This is a genomic window from Photobacterium sp. GB-36, assembly GCF_003026135.1.
In the GTDB taxonomy this organism is placed as follows: Bacteria; Pseudomonadota; Gammaproteobacteria; order Enterobacterales; family Vibrionaceae; genus Photobacterium.
Genome location: NZ_PYNY01000001.1, coordinates 106,165 through 124,875 on the forward strand (window position 1 = coordinate 106,165; position 18,711 = coordinate 124,875).

Consider the following 18,711-nt stretch of genomic DNA (forward strand, 5'->3'; position numbering starts at 1 on the left):
ATATTTATCTTTATCCCAAAAGCTCACAGCTTTCAGGGTATTGTTTTTGGTATTCTTCGATCCGTTTTTTGGTCTCTCTGTATTCTTCCAAACCACATAAGCTGATGCTTAAATGGTCAGACTGAAGCCCCTTTTCTGGCGCAACAGCAAAGCCTTGCCCAGCCTTAATTGCTGCTTTATCTGTCAGTACATATCTATCGTGGATAAACTGATTTGGTACTCGTACATAACTGATTTTTATTGCTGTATCGAGCAAGTGTTTATATTCACGGTCAAACACCCCCGAAAGATTGCTGCACTCCATCGTAGTAACAAGCGTTACTTTCTTTATTTCACCTAACATCGCTTTTTTTAAAATGGCTTTAAATAACGCGTTGTTTGGTAGCTTAAAATAGGGATCGGCAATAATAAGCTCTCGGCCAACATGTATTAATGGCTCGACCACCGATACAATGTCTTCAATACTTTTATCAATCCAACGTGTTGGCGGCATTGCCCATATTTCCGCTCCCTCGATGATTTGCTCATAATTAATGTAAGCCGCCCCGTCTTTTTCAGAAACAACGGCATTAAAACGTCGCAACGATTGTTGTGACCCAATCCATTGCAGCCAATTCTCATAGCCCTTTTGGGTTGTTAAACAAGCGCGATCTGTAGGTAACACAATTAATGGATGCGCCTTTTCCCTCTGTAACTTATTAAGAAAATTCGTCACCGATTTTTGTTTTGTCGGCGAGATGCTAGAAGCCTTAACACATTTGTAAGCCTCCCTGACCCATTCTTTAGTAGGCGCAATAACATAACGCCCGCTTTCAAATCCAAACGCACTTTTTAACAGACCGTAATAATGAAATTCAGACATACAGTGAGGATCGAGTGCTATCTCTTTATACATCAGAACAACTCCTCATCCCTTTCATCAAAGAAGCCGTTAGGCCAATCTGTTTCAAGATCGCCATCGTCAGTTAATAATGTTCTATGCGCGATAACGCCAGACTCAGCAGTTTCGAGATAAATAATCGAGATATCTTCTTTTTTAACCGGCGTTAAATGTTTCGCCAATGTGCCCTCAGTGGTTTCACGCACACGGCGAAGTAAACGTAAAATTAAATGTTCGCTGTGGGTTTCTATTAAAAACTGATTTTTCTCATCAACTTGGGTTAATAAATCCCCCAACCCAACTTGCGCTTTGGGGTGTATATGTAATTCGGGTTGCTCAACGCAAATTAACCCTTTATTCGCGTAAGCGGCTGCAACAATTAAAGGAAATACCTGAGAAACACCGGCACCAATATCAGCGGCTGATACTTCAATATCATTATGCAGATCCCAAAGCGTAATATTGTTGTTACGGTAATCCATGGTGGCAATATAAGGTGCAGGCAACGCTTCATCGCGCCCAGTGTCAATTAACTCCCGCGTTGCCTCGCTGAAACTATCGGGATCATGGATATATTCAATCTGGCCTTGTTCACATTTACGAACCAGCGCATAGCCTAAATCCAACTGATCTTTACCTGCCAACCAATGGTTTATTTTTGATAACAACGTTTGCTCAGCATGAAAAACAAGATCCCAACTGGCTTTTCCGTTATACCAGTCCCTTTGCTTAATATTGGTGTCTGCATCAAAGGTCGAATCAGGAATATGGCGCAGTGGGCCAATGGTTAAGCTGTCTTGCAGCAACTCCTGTAAGTTATCTAAACTGGCAACAAAAATATCACTGAATATTTCTTCTATACGTTTGGTATTTAATGCATCATCTGCTTCAATACTGGTTGTTAGCACTTTGCCAAGCTGAGGAAGTACTCCCCCCATCGATTTGTACTGAAATAACGCATGTTGCTGTTCTTGTTGGAGGTGTCGACTGTACATGGTTTCCGCTTCTGAGGTGGCAGACGCCAAAACAAAATCATGAAATTCTCCACAAAACCCCAAAGTACTCGCTTCATGCCCACTAGATATTGATGAATGAACACCTTGCCCCTTGTCTTGACTAGCAAAGTCAGGATGAAATACGCCACCAGCCTCTGTTGACGCGACCCACTCATCTTGCTGATCGGTAATTAACAATGGATGGAGATAATTCACAGCATGGACCTGCGCGTTCGGTGAATATTCCGTATTGACCGACTCAGCAATAAACTCGTTGTCTAACCACACAGCCTGACGACATACAAACGCGGTATTCGCAGCCTGCGACCAAGCAATTTCGATTTCGACAGCAATATTATTGGCCCACTCTATCGGGCTACTCATCGATAACAGCTTACGTTGTGTGCCTAATGGATCGTTATTTTCTCTTTCTTTACAATCATCAATAAAAAACAAACTATCGTCATAGCTATGACCAGCCATGACTTCAGGTTTTTGATATTCCACCTTGATCGTAATATTTTTAGATAAATCTTTGCCATGAACGAGATGTTGAAAACCACCGACATACTTGTTATTCATCGCTTCAAGGCGCTGTGGGTTGCACTGGCCTTTTTCGACTATCTGTTGCAGGTAGAATAGCGCCATCAGTACCGTACTTTTCCCCACACTATTAGGGCCAAAAAGCAAAGTAACAGGGGCAAACTCAATGGTTTGAGTTTGTTTAAAAGAGCGGAAATTGGTTAGTGATAACTTTGTAATCTTCATCATTCATTATTTTTCGTTATTGATTATTCGATTTTTGCCTATATAAAAACAGTCACTTAGATAAAAAGCTAACACCTGCTTAGATATAATCACAGTTTGAACATCACAATTTATAAATAATTTTAATTTTAAAGTTTCGCAATGTTATGCAAAGCAAACATTTGAAATTAATTGCAAAAAATAACTTGTCACTTCCAGCCTTTGTTCTAAAAATTTCACTGCCTAGCAGCAACACTTCCATCGTCACCAGAGCCAGCCTATATAAAGCGCCTATCCTCTGTTGTTCTTAGATACTTCCAATAAACACGCCAAGTTTTAAGTGTTTGTTTTTATTGGAAATAGATAAAAATCACCCTGTATGAAAAGTAAAATAATTTACTAATAGTAAATATTTTTACAGACATAACAGCGAAGAAAGGTATTGAGATAGGAATCGACTAGAGTGCTGATTTTCAAAGCAATAATAGAGAAATGCGTGATTGATGAGATAGCGACAGATGCAAATATGCCTTGAGACATATCTCGATCTTTGGGGGTTATGATGGTGGGTGAAAAAGTGAGAGTTTGATTGAGAAATAGTCAGGATGGCTTATATGTCACAATTAACGTGTCTTTCGGATATGGTGACGTCCGAACCTCTCAACTCTATTTCCAGATACTTGGATATCTGGAAACGAAAATGATGGGATGGTTAAAGTAGTAAGATTAGCGTCTGTCATATTCGATGGCACCTCGATTCGTAAATGTTGATACAACAATACAATCAACAAGTATGCCAAACGCTAACATTATGATTTAATTGGATCTCTGCAAACTGTCATAGTTTTATATGGTAATAATATTTACCATATGTAAACAAATTAACAGCCAAATAATCCTGCCACGTGTATCGTATCAAGTTACAAACTCCAATTATTAATCAAGGATGGGAAGACCAAACACCTCTAACAAGCTTAAAATCTTCATATTGAAGAGATGTGTTATATGATTTAGCTTTCGCTTGAAGTAAGGTAATCGACATAGGAATGATATCTGTAAGCTCTTGACGTTGATATCTATCAGTAGGTTCAATAAACCCCCTGTCATAGATCAAACCTCCCTTCGCTGTAAATAACCCACGAGAATGTAAAAAACCAGAACTGTCATCATCGGCGCAATACCAATATAGCTTAATATTTTCTGGCATAGTCTCTTTAAATTCGACTAAAGCTTGTTCTGTTCGATCCCAAGCAGGTTTTCCATCTTCTTCCGAAAAGACGTGAAACTCTACTTCACCTTTGTTGCATAACTTCATCAATTCTATAAGTGTTTTGAGATAGCCTGCCTTAGTGGCACAAATATATGGGTCGTAAATGGTAACTTTCTCAGCACCAAGTAATAGTGCCGTGGCTGCTTTAGCGAGTGACAATGCATCTCGAGGAAATTGAGAGTTGTAATTAAAATCTGGATCTTCTAATTCAGTAATCGAAGAAACAAATGTTGGCAATTGAGTAAATGATTGTTCGACTAATCGATGAAAGGGCACATTTCCATGGCTTACTATTGCAGCATTTATCCAACTACCTTTTTGATACGCTCGAGTAAAAGAAACTGTCTTATTATTTTTGAAAGAGTTAAGTCGCTCTGTTGCTCTATCCAGCGAAGTTCCATTATGCGTCCTTCTTAGTTGATCAGACACATCTCTAAACCAAGCTTTTGGAAAACTAGATAACACAGCGCCACGATCAAATCCGAGTCTTGCATCCAACAACGCCAAATCTGTTAATGACTTAATTTCCGTTGGTGCTACCGCAAATTCCAAATGTAACATCAGAATAGCTCCTCTCTTCTTTCTTCGAAGAAGCCATTTGGCCAAGGTGCGTCAAACTCACCCTCGTCAGTTGTTTTAATTGGAATTAAACGAGTTTTGCCCTCGGATTGCTCACAGAAAACTATCTGTACATCACTTTTTTTACAACCAAATGGCTCATATTCGATCTCTTCATCTGCGGTTTGGCGGCGACGTTTTAGCAATCTCAACAGCAAATGTTCACTATGGGTTTCTATAAAAAACATACGGTCTGGATTTTTCTTTGTCGCCTCTAGCATCATATCCGCCAACGCCAACTGCCATTTAGGGTGAATATGCAGTTCTGGTTGTTCGCACGATACAATAAGGTCTTGCTCAAGTGATGTGGCAACAACAAACGGGAACACTTGTGATACACCAACACCCACACTTGATGGCAATAACGGAATATCGGTGTGTAAACCTTTCATAATAACTGTTTTCTCAGTCAAACTAACTTCACCATAATCTCGTGCTTCAAAACGGTAGTTAGTACCAAAGAAATCGCTACTTTCAAACTTATTGTTAGTCTGAACTTTGACTTTCTCACTTGAGAACGCAAATGTTTCCCAACCAGCCGTACCATCATACCAACGCTGCGTACTTGTTTCTTTATTTAGAACAGTTGAGCGAGATGGCACTATACGCAGTGGCCCTATATGAATAAAGTCTTCAAGTTTTTTCACTAATAACTTCAGTGGAGCTAATGTAATTTGAGATAAAGAAGCCTCAGCTAACAGTTGAGTAGCTAAAGGGTTTTCCTCATCAACATCTGACCATTCAAATGGAACACTTGAAAAATCTAATCGCTCATTAATATCGGGTAATGCATTCGAGCCTTGAATAGCAAGCCCTTCCCATACATCGAAAAAAAATAGGATAGAACTTTCAAATAGATCATTAAAGCTCTCATTTAACAATGAGTTATAATGTGTTATTTGACAATCAGGACGTCCTTGTTTTGATTCTATTTTAAAATATTCAATTCCAGCACTTTTACATACATAACGACTAATAAAAGTACATTGTTTGATATTGTCCCATTTAATATCAATCTCAAAACTAAATGTATTTGCCTCTGAATCCAGAGTTATATCAAAAATATCTTCAAGAAATCTGCGCTCAGAATCAGACAAATAGTCATCCCAAATATCTGTAGCTCCATCACGAAAATCAAGTGTTGCGCCTAATGTTATTACCCCATCTAAATCTTTACCATGAACAAGATTTTGAAAACCACCAAAATAAAGTGATTCACCAGCGATTGAGCTGTACTGTGCATCAAAATTACGTTTAGCGACCACTTCATACAGATACAGCAGTGCATGTAACACAGTGCTTTTGCCTGTACTGTTCGCACCAAAGAACAGTGTGATAGGTGCAAGTGGAATCGTGGCTTTGTTCTTAATACCTTTGAACCCACCAACGGTAAGTGATGTTATTTTCATTTTTACCTAATCTTTGATCAAAAAAGAGGCATCTAAAGATACCTCTGAAATTTATAGTTGGCCTGAGAAGGCTTTTTGGGATAAAGCGTTGAATAGAAGGCTCAATTGGCGAGGTGACATCTTATCCAAATTCTTTTCAGTATCAGCTAACAATTTGAGAAATTTTCGCTGAAGTTCTACAGGTGGATATGGGAGCTCCAGTTTATCTAGAATTCCTGTATTCATATGTGTAAATGAGCCATCAGGTCCTGTCTTTAATCTTCCGACTCGTCCTTTACAATAAGTCATTAATGAAACGAAATACTCCGGTAATAAATCATCAGAAAAACGTACTCGTATGAGGTTAGTGCTAATAAGTGAGCTTGAATACTTTGACCTCACGACTCCCATTTTACCAACCGTACCAGCACGTGAAATAATGACATCTCCATCGATAACGCTATATGCATTAATCTCGTTAAACTTTTCTTCAGTAACCCACAGTTTTGGTTCATCTTTGAAGTTACCTGATAAGGAAATATTGTCCATGTTCCAAACAGGAATGCCCTTATCTACAAACTCTTCTTTCTTTAGAGCACTTCCAAACGGACCGCATTTTGTTCCATTTTTAGGGTCAATATAAAGTTCAGATAATACTTTTACCGGAAACCCCTTCGGATTCGTCACTGGATCGCCAAACATATCCAAAAACACACTGCGTAAAAACTCATCAGCAAGTTCAATTGCCTGTTTACGCTTATGGCGAATCGCATCCGCTTTATCCAAAATAGCCGCAATGCGTTTTTGTTCTTCTAGTGGTGGGAGTGGGATTTGTAGTTCTAAAATATCGTCATTCTTTATATTTGCTTGCCTAACACCTCGGCTAAGGCTAGTTAATTGCTTCTTTATCTGAGGAGTAGAGAGAAACAAATAAAGATATCTCTTGAACAAATCAGCCGACTCAATATTGAACTTAGCAACACGTTGATTGAGGAGGTATGAATCATGATCTGCTGTCGCTTCACATACATTCCCATAGTCACCTTTACCAACTGTGCCAGTAAGGGTTATTAATAAATCTTTTGGTTTAACCAAAAATTTTGAATACTTTAATTCGTAATCACGTGGTAAAAAAACCATTCCAGATGTTTTGAAAGTTCCGCTATTAGCATTACCAATTCGAATCAAAGGCACTCCGTTTTCTTGAAAATCACCGCTTTTGAATGCGAAACCTCCAGTAAGTGTTATTAATTCTTTTAGTTTTACTGTTGGCCAACTCATAGCATCGACTCCAACTCATTAAGATCAGCCAGAATCTCGTTTTCTAACGCTTTCAGTTTACCAAGGATCACTTTTGGTTCTTCGTAACTTTCTTGCTCGTACACTACTTCTTTGTAGCGGTTGATCGACAAGTCGTATTTGTTCGACGTAATGTCATCTTTTGCCACTAAGAAGGCTTTTTGAGTTTTGTCCGCCCATTGTTCGGTGGACTCACCCGCCATCACCGCCGCTTGATAGGCTTTGTACTGCTTAACCAGATCAGGCAAGTCGTTGTCTTTAATTGGGCTGCGCTTATCATCGAGCGATTTACCATCGGCTTGTACATCGTAGAACCACACATTATTCGTGCTACCACCTTTGGTGAATATCAGGATTGCGGTAGAAACACCCGCATAAGGCTTAAAGACGCCGCTTGGCAACGAGATCACCGCTTCCAACTGGTTGTCTTCCACTAAGTGTTTACGCAGGGTTTGGTGCGCTTTAGAGCTACCGAATAACACGCCATCAGGTACGATGGTGGCGGTGCGGCCACCTACTTTCAACATGCGTTGAATAAGTGCCACAAACAGCAGCTCGGTCTTTTTGGTTTTCACCACTTTTAAAATCGCAGGATCAACATCTTCTTCATCTAAGCTGCCTTTAAACGGCGGGTTCGCTAAGATGATATCAAAACCGTTTTTCGCTTCATCAGGGAAACGCTCAATAAAGCTTTGGCTCAATGTGTCTTGGTAATGAATATCAGGCTGTTTCACCCCATGCATTACCAAGTTCATTGCTGCTACACGTAACATGGTTGAGTCAAAATCAAAGCCGTGGAACATGTCGTAATCAATATGTGTGCGCTTTTCGAGCAAGTCACCAGCGTATAAATAATTAAATACTGGATTACCATACACGTCTAATACTGGCTTACCTTCTTTATCAAACGCTTGTTCTTTTTCAGTACCTTCTGCTGAAGAGTACTTTTCTAGTAAGTATTCATAAGTCGATGATAAGAAACCGCCCGTACCACAAGCTGGATCACAAATGCGGTGAGTTTCTTCCACGTCTAACATTTCGATCATCGCACGAATAATATGGCGCGGGGTACGGAACTGACCGTTAATGCCGGCGGTGGTTAATTTAGACAATAAGTATTCGTATAAATCGCCTTTTACGTCTTTGTTTTCTAAAGGTAGTTCACTGACTAATTCTACCGCTTTGACTAATAGTGATGGCTTTTGGATCATCAATTGCGCATCTTTCATAAAATCCGCAAACAGGGTGTCATCAGATGTGAGATCTTTGAAGTTCGGGAAGACTTCATCTTTTACGAGTGGGTATAACTTTTCTGCGCCAAGGTGACGGAAGTTTTCCCAGCGAATGTGTTGTTTATCGTCTGCAAAGCGGCGGTTAAAAGGCTTACCTGTACGAGCACTGCGTTTTTCATCATTACGCTCATTCATGTCTAACATACGGGCGTACATTAAATAGGTAATTTGCTCAACAACGGTTAATGGGTTGGTAATACCGCCAGTCCAAAACTCTTCCCATAACTTGTCAATTTGGCTTTTTAATGTGCCTGATGTGATCATTTTTATTCTCTTTGATTATTGCGCCAGCCCTTCAAAGTGAGGCCAGTGCGTTTTTATTGTTGTTATGCGCGTTAACGCTTTCTCGTGTAAAAAGAGTTTCGCGCTAAAGCGGCTGTTATCAAGCCACTTATAATAATGCGTGGTAGTTTACGCGCTTGTTTCTTGATACCAAATGCTAATTTACGACTTTCTCGACACTTGTTTGTTTATCCCCCAAATGGACACTGAAGCGACGCACAAATTGTTCAACCACGTCGGCTTGTGCTGGGTTTGGGAACACGCCATCTAGCCCTGCATCATCAATTTGATTAAACGGCGCATCGTAGAGCTGTTCAATATCAACGCTACCGTAGCGACAAAGGTGATTTTTTAGCATACCGATAAAACGCTGCTGTCTTGCGTTTAAATGGGTATGCACGTTTTGTACAAAAACCGTAAATTCATTTTCTATTTGCTTAGCATCCATACCGACAATCGTGCGCAGGATTTGATCCAGCCCTGAGGTTGATTCAGGGAAGAACTCTTTAAGCGTTCGCAAGTCAACATTGGGGTTTTGGGTCAGTACCAAGGCGCTTAATGTCGCTAAGTCAGCTTCTGTTACCGCTTGCCCACCACGGATTTTTTGCAATACGTCGTTAGTGTCAAACAGTGGCGTTAAGGTCTTTTCTACCTCTTGGCGGTAGATTTCATAATCAACCGTGATGATGTCTGTTTTTATCTCTTCTGTTTGATAACGGCTTTCATCTTCACGTACATCAATCACAGGGATTTGAGTTGATGCTGGTGCTACCCCTTTATCACGTAAGTGAATCACACTGCGCAAGTTATGGCGACAGGCCTCAACGGCAAAGTAATCGGCATCACTTAAATAATTCTGTTGTTGTATCTGTTTGATGGTGGTTGCTTTACTTCGCACTTCATTTAGGTGCATAGACAAGCTAGTCACCTTATCTAAAATAGGTTGCGCTTCAATATCTACCTTGCTTGGCTGTTGTAATTTCGTCAGTTGCAGCTGAAGAAATTGCAGATCTAAACGAAGGGCTTCGCTTTCGCCTGTGGTTTTCTTCCATTGCATCAACGGCGCCATTTCATCAAACAACAACGTTTTGGTATCTGGTGCCATTTGCATTAAGCGTTTTTCTTCGCTCAATTGGGCTTTCAGCTTCCACTTTTCACGCACAGCAATGGTTTTATCGTTGAGCGAATCGATATCCGCTTTGATTTGGTGAACAGCATCAGCAAAAATTTCCATTTCTGCTTTCTTTAGTGCTTCAACAGCCAAATTGAGTTTGGCTTCAAACACTTTCTGCGGCAGAGATTTACTTTGCGAACCTTCATCTTCTTCTGGGTTCATTTTGAAATAATCAAAGTTTCCCCAGTGGTCGAAAATTAAGAAGTGCTTTTTATCTAAACCAGGACCATAGAGGTTTGCACACAAGCGCGTACCACGACCCACCATTTGCCAAAACTTCACTTTCGATTTAATCGGTTTCGCAAACACCAAGTTGACACATTCAGGGACATCAATACCGGTATCTAACATATCAACAGATACCGCGATAGTAATGTCATCATCGTTCCCTTCTGCGCTTTTGAAGTTGTCGATTAACTCTTCAGCCCGTTCGTATTTAGAGTGGATAACGCGGCAAAAATTACCGCCCAAATCTGGGTACATTTCACTGAAAAGTTCAGCCAATAACTCTGCATGGGCAATGCTGCGGGCAAAGATGATCGATTTACCCGGCAGTTGGTTATCTTTATCTTTTAAGCCTTTTTCCATTAAGTTACGAATAATGGCTCGGTTGGTGTCTTTATTGAATATCGCTTTATCAATTTGCTTAGAATCGAAATCCAAGGTATTGGGATCAATGCCCTGATCTTCTAGCTCTGCAATTTGCTCATCCGTCAGTTCGCTTGCTTTGATCCCTTCACGTAAAAATTGCGTGGTATGGGTAACCACCTTAAACGGGACAAGGTTCTTCTCTTCAATCGCTTGTTCTAATGGGTAGTTTGCTGTGGGCAGTTTATAGTCACAGCCAAACAGTTGACTGGTAGAGCGTGAGATCATCTCAACTGGCGTTGCTGTTAGCCCCACTTGTAGCGCATCAAAGTATTTAAATAACTCGCCATATTTGTTGTAGATAGAGCGATGAGATTCATCGGCAATGATCAGATTAAAGTGACCGACATCGAACTCTTCATAGTTTTGGATCATGCCCGGGTAAGTCGCGATTACGATACGTGCATTGGAAACCGCATCTTTTTTACTTTTCCCTTTGATGAAAAGCGGCTCTTTGGTGTGTTCATTAAACGCATGACCTGCCTGTTTACGTAACTCTTTTCGGTCACATAAAAACAGAATACGTTTCGCCCATCCCGCATCAAGCAGACGTTTTGCTAATGCAATAGATACACGGGTTTTACCTGTCCCTGTTGCTTGTACCACTAACGCTTTGCGGTGTTTGTCTGAAAAGCGTTCACAGACACGACTGATGCTTTCCATTTGATACATACGCCCTGCAACCTTGGTGTCGATAGGCGTTGTATTAAGATCTTGTTTAAGAGTACGTTGTTGGATCAGGTATTGAAGGCTGTCTTTGGCGTAGTAACCGAAGATAGCGCGTGGTGCATAGCCTTGAGCATCATCCCAAATATAAATTTCATACCCGTTGGTGTAGAAAATCACAGGGCGTTGGCTGTAACGTTTTCCTAGCGCATCGGCATACAATTTTGCTTGTTCTCGCCCTGCTTTGGCATCTCTCTGTGTACGCTTGGCTTCAATGACCGCTAACGGTTTACCATTGTCGTCCCAAAGTACGTAGTCACAATAACCTATGCCTGTTTGCGTTGGCTGCCCATCAACTTCATACTCTTTGGATACTTGCTCTGTACTCTCTTCATCAAGTGCAACATCCCAGCCACAGCTACGCAGATCTGCATCAATGATTCGCTTGCGAGTCTCTTGTTCATTAAAATCAAAGCTGCTCTTCATTGCTAGCGTATTGCTACGAAGTTTATCCGCTTTGGCTTGATCCACTTGTGCTTTAAGCTGCGCCGCTTCTTTCTGAGCCTGTAATTGAGCAAGCTTGGTTTCTTCCAGCTCTTTCAATGCCTGTTTTAAGATCTCATCATGCTGTTTAAGCTTTTGTTGTAATTGCTTATTCTTGCGCTTAAATTCGCCTTTGGATTCATCTTCTCTTTGGCTATTTTCAGGTGTGGTAAACGATGGGCAATCTTCTAGTTTACCCTCGCCATATGCCATGAATAGCCAGCAGCCAATGAAATAAGATTCTTTTAACAACCAAATAGCATCGTGTTGGCTAACTTCGCCTTCATGAGCGGCTTTGTTCCCGCCTCGACGAACAGCGTGAAACTTATCAACAATGGTTTTATCGACGATAGATGTGAATGAACCGCTCACCAACTTATCGTGCATAGATGCGTTAGGTGCAACAGGAAGGTGAAGCTCTCGGTACAAGTAGCCTACGATTTTTTCGACGTAGCAGCGCAGCTTAACCAATGCACTTTGCGGATCACTCACGGCATAGGTTTCAGCAAATGCGCCAAGCTCTGCCAACTCTGGCCACTGATTACGTAAATGTTCGAAATTCATGGACGTTTTCACCTTAGTTGCTCTCCTTTGATACCTATGCCTATCGCAACGTTTATGCCATTCGTTTTTCTTTGTTTCATCAAGCATCTAAATCGTACGTTTTAAGCCAATTATTCAATGTTTGATGATTTTTTAAACCTAATGATTTAGCAGCCTTAGATTTGTTTCCACTGGCAAAATCCATGGCAGAGATAATCGCATCTTTTTTAATATTATCAATATATTGCTGTAAATCGCCCGGAATAAGGAACTTATCTTCAGCGGACGGTGTATTATCTAAGCTTAATGTGGCTTTTTCGATATCCGCTCGGCTTAGCTCTTTATTTTCAGACCACAGCGTAGCACGGTTTAACGTATTCCAAAGCTCACGAATATTACCCGGCCAGTGATGTGAAACGGTAAAATTTATTGCAGCATCGGAAATATTTTTACTTTCAAACAGCGGGTGTGTTTCCATCTGTTGATTAATATCTGCCATGAACGTGGTAATGATGTCGGGAATATCTTCAGGCCGCTGCCTTAATGACGGTAATGTGATAACGCCAACAGCGAGGCGATAAAATAAATCTTCTCGAAACGTTTCATCAGACACCATACGAAATAAATCACGATGCGTGGCTGCGATTATCCGGACATCGACGGTACGAGTAACGGTATCACCCACACGCGTGATCTCTTGTTGTTGTAATGCTCGCAATAGTTTGACTTGTACCACTAAAGGCAGCTCACCGACTTCATCTAAAAACAGTGTGCCGCCGTTCGCTTGCTCAAACAGCCCTTCATGATCACGCTCGGCTCCCGTGAAGGCTCCCTTTCTGTGACCAAATAAAATTGAATCGACGAGGTTTTCAGGTAGCGCACCACAGTTGACGGCTTTAAATGGCTTTTGCTGTCGAAGGCTGGCTTGATGAATAGACTTTGCAAGTACCTCTTTCCCCGTTCCGCTTTCACCTAATAATAATGCTGGTAGATCCGAATACGCTAAACGTTGCGCTTTTTTGACGGTTTCTTGCATTACGGCGGAGTTGGCGGTTATTGAGCTAAAAGCACCCTCATTTTTGGGGTGTTTGGATACCAGTTGTGAAATTGCAGTAGATGACGATTTCGCATACTCAGAGGCAAAATCTACCGGGATATCGACATTATTGATTTCCCCTTTTGGCGATGTTTGAACGAACTGACATTTAGCATTACCCTTGCCCAGCAGCACTGATACAACAGTCATGGCTGGGGTACCTGATGTCAGATTGATATACACCTGAGTCGCATCTGAGGAAACGTCACTCAATTGCTTTTGCATGACTTTCGTTATTGATAAATAATCAATCGGTGAAGTTAATCTGACACGTTTTATCTCTACTGATGTTTTAGAACGCCCAGCACATGCTAACTTTCTTTTTAACCAGTCCTTGTAGTCAAACCATTCGTCATCCCATGTACTCGCAAGAATAACGACGCTATCAAGCATCGGCCCTCTAAGAGCGAGGGTTGCAATGGAAGCTGGTTTATCTAGCTTCATTTGATCTAAATCTGTTCTACCAAGCCAGCTAAGCAGAGTTGCCATTTTAACGTCCGTGATTTTAGTTTTGTTTATTTTAATCAATCTGATGCGGTAAAGGTGTGAGGTAATCTACAGTGTCTTAACCGAGCAGTTGCATAATACATAATATGTCAATAAATCTAATATTGTTTTATTGCTCGGGTTCTTTGTCGGGCAATATTTATTTCACCTTGACCATTACATCTTTGGTTTTGTCTAACATGAATGCTGAGTAATCCCTTATTTTATAAGTACGTGACAACAAAACGTTTATCTATTAGGATTTGAGAGTTAGTCGGGGGGCATTACGCTGAGATCACAATTTAAGTGGGACCCGTTGAACCTGAACCAGTTAACACTGGCGGAGGGAACTAAATAAACAATATCCGTATTGTTTAGCCAAGTTATCACTGGATCTCATCACTTCACATCAATTGATCCTTTCAGACTTGGCACCGGTTCCTAACGCGTAATTAGGAATCTGTTATGTCATCACACACCAATAATACATCCCATGTTACAACGCCTATCGTTTTAACTATTGCTGGCTCTGACAGTAGTGGTGGCGCGGGTATTCAAGCCGATATCAAAGCTATTTCAGCAACTGGTGGCTATGCTTGTTCGGTGATCACTGCAATTACGGCGCAAAACACCCAAGGTGTTAGTGGTATTCTTCCTATTCCTCTTGTGATGATAGAACAACAGTTAGATGCTGTTTTTACCGATCTCAACATTCAGGCAGTTAAAATAGGCATGCTTGCCGATAGTGACATCATCACGCTAGTTGCGAACAAAATAAAAGAGTACAAGCCACGCTATCTTGTGATTGATCCCGTTATGGTTGCCACCAGTGGTGACTTATTATTACAACAGTCAGCCATTAGTACATTAAAACAAAAACTACTTCCATTAGCTGATCTCATCACGCCTAATTTACCTGAAGCCGCTGCGCTGACAAACAGCGAGATCCCACACAATCATACAGATATGTTGGGATTAGTCAGCAAACTGCGTGACATACAAACAAAAGCCATACTGCTTAAAGGTGGGCACCTAGAAAGTGATTCAGAAAGTAATGATTTATTAATATTAAGTGACGATATTATCGAGCTAAAAACAAAACGTATTGATACCCACAATACCCATGGTACTGGCTGTACCCTCTCTTCAGCTATTGCTTCTTACCTTGCTCAAGGTTATTCAATCGAACAAGCAACACAACGTGGCAAAGAATATATTACCTCTGCCATTTCAGCCGCTGATCAGCTCAATATCGGTAGTGGTCATGGTCCTGTTAATCATTTTTTTACACAGGATCAAAATAGCTAACAAGACATGAAACATCACGCAACATGATATAAAAAAGCGGTGATTTAACTCACCGCTTTGATTTATATAGTAAATATTATGTGATTACAGTTTTGTCCAAGCATCTTGCCAATAAGCACTGCTTGCTGGGGCATAAGAAGCACTTGAGCACCAACCTGAATTAGGCCACGGTTTACATTGGTATAACTGCTCATCGCTAGCACGAACAATATCCCCTTGTTGGTAAACTGTGCCCGCTTGATACGTTGGATATTCTCCCGGCGCAGGTGGCGTCACTTCTGGTTTGACTGAGGTACACCCTTCGGTTGCAATTTGTTTCCAAACACCCCACTCACCCGTTGTTCCCGGCTCTTCACCTTTTGTCCACCAACCTGCTAGCCATACCACACCGTTGTGGCTGACTTCATCTCCTGCCACATAAATACTTTGTGCACTCCATGTGTTTTCGCACACTGCGCTACCTTCAACCGTCACAACACGTTGCGCTTCTGTGGTTTGTTGTGCGCTGTCAGTAATACGGTACTTCAAGGTGTAGTTACCAGCTAGGCTCGTATTGACTTCACCTTCGATAATAATATTGGCCGTTATGTCGCCATCTTCTGCATCTTTTGCGGTAATACCTGTTTTTGCATCAAAGGTATCACCGAGTTGAATAGTCGTATCGCTAATCCCTTCTAACACAGGTTTTGCACTAAACACTTCAACTTTACGCACAACAACAGATTCACTTAAAGCACTGTCATAAGCTTTGTAAGTTAGCGTGTAATGACCCACTTTATTGGTATCAACAGTACCTTCAACCACGATAGAGGCAGTGACATCACCATCGTAATCATCTGTCGCTGTTACTCCTGCAAGTGGCGCAAATAAATCACCATGTGCAACAACAATATCGTCAACACCTGTGATAACGGGTGCTTTTCCTGCCTCCGTTGTCACAATACTTGCTTTTAACGACGCTTTTGCCGGCACTATATCCATTGTATTTAATACTTCACCACCACAGCTAACTTCTGCGCGGTATGGTTTCAGTGCACTTTCAATATTGATGTGAAAACGGTTCATGTGACCATCTTGCAAACGACGGTTATACAGGTTAAACGTTTTGGTGCCACCGTTTTGCGTCAACACATCCAACTGACATGTTGAAGCCGTGAAGTTATCAAGGTAAACATTACCGTATGCACCATGCAGAGCTGGGTAGATGTAGCTTGGTAGTGTTTTCTGTGGATCGTAATACCCTACCAAGGTTGTTACCTGTACGCCTTGCTTGTATGGGATAAGATCAATATTACCGCCCAGTGTTGAGTTTTCTTCTAATACCCACTGTCCATTGGCGTAAGTGAACGCATATTTTTTGTCACGCTCTAATGTAAAACTTTGAACATTATAATGAATATTGGTATTCCATAGCGATGTCACTTGAACAAGTGCTGTTTTACCTTCAAACGCTATATCGCTTGGCAGGTGAACATTACCAATCCATGCGTGGTTTTTCACTAAGACATAAACAAGATCATTTTTTTCAAATAGCTCATAAAACTTGTGACTTTCTGGACCAAATTCATCAGGCCCTAAGCTTTCATTCGGACTAACAACAACAGAGATCGCTAAATCATCAACCACTGAATGCGTCCATGGCTTCATCACTTGTTCTACATGATCCCACTTGCTATAACCTGTTGGGGACTCTGGATCAAAATTCGCTTTATTTTCTACGAAATCTTGAAACACACTCAGCTCATACGGTGCATGTAATGTGTATGCATTGTATTTAGGGTAAAGCGGTTGACCGCCAGACATGGTACCAAAACCAAAACTGTGTCCTTCAAAAGGTGCAACACATTCCCCTTCGTAGCATGACTCTTGATTCGTCACCCCTTTAGTGAAATTAGGAATAAAGATATTTTTATAAACATCCCACCCCCATGTAGAGTTCACTTCAGTAGAACTTTTGTGAATTGCTCCCGTAAAGCCACCAGGGTAATGGGCACCGACTCCTAGTTCATGACCGACTTCATGACTAAATTCGTTACCCGTTGAACTCACGACAGAAGCTACACCTGCGTAAGAGCCCAACATACCGTGTGCAATTAAACCATCAGTATAATTACCAATTGAGTTATTCACAGTCACTTGCGTTGCATGGTATGGCGCTTCAATGTTCCACTGACTTGCAGGACGTACTTTTGATGAATTCACACCATAGTTAGCACTGTTAATACCTGAAGAGATCAGTTCACGTGCAATACGGTAATGTGAATCACTGCCGTAACCGTCTGCATCACTAGGATCAACACCTTGAAGTAAGCGACCATCAGGCAAAATGATCTCTTTAAGATGTACTGATTCATAAGGGTTAACAATCAATTTACTGATCTGAAGACTTTGGAAATACTGACGGTGTAATTCTGGATCATCGATAAAGATAAATTGATCTCTTGGCTCTGTTAATAAACCAATATCGATTGCATTTAAGATCATACTGGTATTAGCACCGATCTTAATATCTGAAACCGTCCCTTCTTTCTTATTTCCACTGGTGAAAGTTAAGCTTAAACCCAGTTTAACGGCTTCTGCTGGAAGTACGGCAGAGTAAGCTTTATCGCTATATGAAATTCGGCTGATTGCCATATCCGACTCACCATACCAAACACCATCAATATTCTGATAGGTCAATTGGTTACCACGGCTGATCGTATCTCTGCCTTGTGTATATTCAATTTGAGAGTTGTAGCCAGCATCTGAAATAAAGGTGATCTTCTTATTATTAAAGCTTTTATCATCAGGCAAAATAAAATGCCCCGCCCAATGACCATCTCCAGTTTTAACTAAAACTGTATCGTACTGATCAAGTAGTGCTTTAAAATGTGTTGTACCCGCTTCGCCAGAGATGTCATGAAGATCGCTATTGCTAGTAATAGTTAGAGAGAACTGCGATGGCTTCGTTATCTCAACATACTTGTCAAGCTTACCCGCCACTTGTGGCAACTGTTGTGGTTGACGCATCACCGTGTGATAAACCACGTCGTTTTGTTTATTTTTAGCAGTCACAGTAACCACTTCGTCTTGCTCTAGCATATCTGCATGAGGCTCAAACAGCACCAGTGTACGACGAAGAGAAACAAGATGTGGTTGGCGATCATTTTCAATCTTATTGCTCGTTTGCATGATCACGCTTTGAGCAACACTAACACTACCTTGCAGTGTGCCTTGAGTGTCTGATGGCAACGCTTTTTTATTAAAATAAAGTGTTTCTGGTACTGTGGATCCGATTGTTTCTGCTTGTCCATATTGCGCCATAAGCAATACTGGCAATAGGCTGACTAAATACTTCTTTTTCATTATTTTCGCACAATGTTAATAATATGTATTTGGCGAAATATAAACAATAACAATACAATTTAGAATTAATTTATCTATTTGATTTGTAATAATTTATTATTAGATCAACCGTCAAAAACACCACGTGATAA

10 protein-coding genes and 1 riboswitch are annotated in these 18,711 nt (G+C 40.9%); of the genes, 1 reads left to right on the forward strand and 9 read right to left on the reverse strand.

The window, feature by feature from the left end:
* Nucleotides 1-10: 10 nt before the first annotated feature.
* The 8 genes from C9J46_RS00500 to C9J46_RS00535 all read right to left on the reverse strand — a co-directional run bounded on the left by C9J46_RS00500 (nt 11) and on the right by C9J46_RS00535 (nt 13,930).
* Entirely contained in the window at nt 11-895 is an 885-nt protein-coding gene (locus tag C9J46_RS00500) for a hypothetical protein (RefSeq protein ID WP_107290369.1), read from the reverse strand.
* Entirely contained in the window at nt 895-2,646 is a 1,752-nt protein-coding gene (locus C9J46_RS00505) for a DUF3696 domain-containing protein (protein ID WP_107290370.1), read from the reverse strand. The genes C9J46_RS00500 and C9J46_RS00505 overlap by 1 nt, the downstream gene beginning before the upstream one ends.
* A 916-nt stretch (nt 2,647-3,562) precedes the next feature.
* Nucleotides 3,563-4,453, reverse strand: a complete 891-nt coding sequence (locus C9J46_RS00510) for a hypothetical protein (protein WP_107290371.1) — start codon at nt 4,451-4,453, stop codon at nt 3,563-3,565.
* The gene (locus C9J46_RS00515) at nt 4,453-5,919 is read right to left on the reverse strand and encodes a DUF3696 domain-containing protein (protein ID WP_107290372.1); all 1,467 of its coding nucleotides are present in this window, start codon (nt 5,917-5,919) and stop codon (nt 4,453-4,455) included. Before C9J46_RS00515 ends, C9J46_RS00510 begins: the two co-directional genes overlap by 1 nt.
* Before the next feature lie 51 nt (nt 5,920-5,970).
* Nucleotides 5,971-7,179 (reverse strand): restriction endonuclease subunit S, encoded by a 1,209-nt coding sequence (locus tag C9J46_RS00520; protein ID WP_107290373.1) that lies wholly within the window; start codon nt 7,177-7,179, stop codon nt 5,971-5,973.
* Nucleotides 7,176-8,753 (reverse strand): class I SAM-dependent DNA methyltransferase, encoded by a 1,578-nt coding sequence (locus tag C9J46_RS00525; protein ID WP_107290374.1) that lies wholly within the window; start codon nt 8,751-8,753, stop codon nt 7,176-7,178. The genes C9J46_RS00520 and C9J46_RS00525 overlap by 4 nt, the downstream gene beginning before the upstream one ends.
* Nucleotides 8,754-8,928: 175 nt before the next feature.
* Nucleotides 8,929-12,366 carry a DEAD/DEAH box helicase family protein gene (locus C9J46_RS00530; RefSeq protein ID WP_107290375.1) on the reverse strand — a complete coding sequence of 1,146 codons (3,438 nt, stop codon included), beginning with the start codon at nt 12,364-12,366 and terminating at the stop codon, nt 8,929-8,931.
* 79 nt (nt 12,367-12,445) lie between these two features.
* Nucleotides 12,446-13,930, reverse strand: coding sequence for a sigma-54-dependent Fis family transcriptional regulator (locus C9J46_RS00535; protein WP_107290376.1), 1,485 nt, complete (start codon nt 13,928-13,930; stop codon nt 12,446-12,448).
* 262 nt (nt 13,931-14,192) lie between these two features.
* Nucleotides 14,193-14,293: riboswitch (TPP riboswitch) on the forward strand.
* 99 nt (nt 14,294-14,392) lie between these two features.
* Between C9J46_RS00535 and thiD the strand changes: the two genes are divergently transcribed.
* Nucleotides 14,393-15,235 (forward strand): bifunctional hydroxymethylpyrimidine kinase/phosphomethylpyrimidine kinase, encoded by an 843-nt coding sequence (thiD, locus tag C9J46_RS00540; RefSeq protein ID WP_107290377.1) that lies wholly within the window; start codon nt 14,393-14,395, stop codon nt 15,233-15,235.
* An 84-nt stretch (nt 15,236-15,319) separates the two neighbouring features.
* Here thiD and C9J46_RS00545 read toward each other — a convergent pair whose 3' ends face one another.
* Complete coding sequence (locus C9J46_RS00545; protein ID WP_107290378.1) at nt 15,320-18,580, reverse strand: M66 family metalloprotease; 3,261 nt, start codon at nt 18,578-18,580, stop codon at nt 15,320-15,322.
* Between the last annotated feature and the right edge of the window lie 131 nt (nt 18,581-18,711).

Bases quoted from the DNA above. Each gene is read 5' to 3' on its own strand.
- C9J46_RS00500 (WP_107290369.1), bottom strand. From the start codon at position 895: ATGTATAAAGAGATAGCACTCGATCCTCACTGTATGTCTGAATTTCAT.
- C9J46_RS00505 (WP_107290370.1), bottom strand. From the start codon at position 2,646: ATGATGAAGATTACAAAGTTATCACTAACCAATTTCCGCTCTTTTAAA.
- C9J46_RS00510 (WP_107290371.1), bottom strand. From the start codon at position 4,453: ATGTTACATTTGGAATTTGCGGTAGCACCAACGGAAATTAAGTCATTA.
- C9J46_RS00515 (WP_107290372.1), bottom strand. From the start codon at position 5,919: ATGAAAATAACATCACTTACCGTTGGTGGGTTCAAAGGTATTAAGAAC.
- C9J46_RS00520 (WP_107290373.1), bottom strand. From the start codon at position 7,179: ATGAGTTGGCCAACAGTAAAACTAAAAGAATTAATAACACTTACTGGA.
- C9J46_RS00525 (WP_107290374.1), bottom strand. From the start codon at position 8,753: ATGATCACATCAGGCACATTAAAAAGCCAAATTGACAAGTTATGGGAA.
- C9J46_RS00530 (WP_107290375.1), bottom strand. From the start codon at position 12,366: ATGAATTTCGAACATTTACGTAATCAGTGGCCAGAGTTGGCAGAGCTT.
- C9J46_RS00535 (WP_107290376.1), bottom strand. From the start codon at position 13,930: ATGGCAACTCTGCTTAGCTGGCTTGGTAGAACAGATTTAGATCAAATG.
- thiD (WP_107290377.1), top strand. From the start codon at position 14,393: ATGTCATCACACACCAATAATACATCCCATGTTACAACGCCTATCGTT.
- C9J46_RS00545 (WP_107290378.1), bottom strand. From the start codon at position 18,580: ATGAAAAAGAAGTATTTAGTCAGCCTATTGCCAGTATTGCTTATGGCG.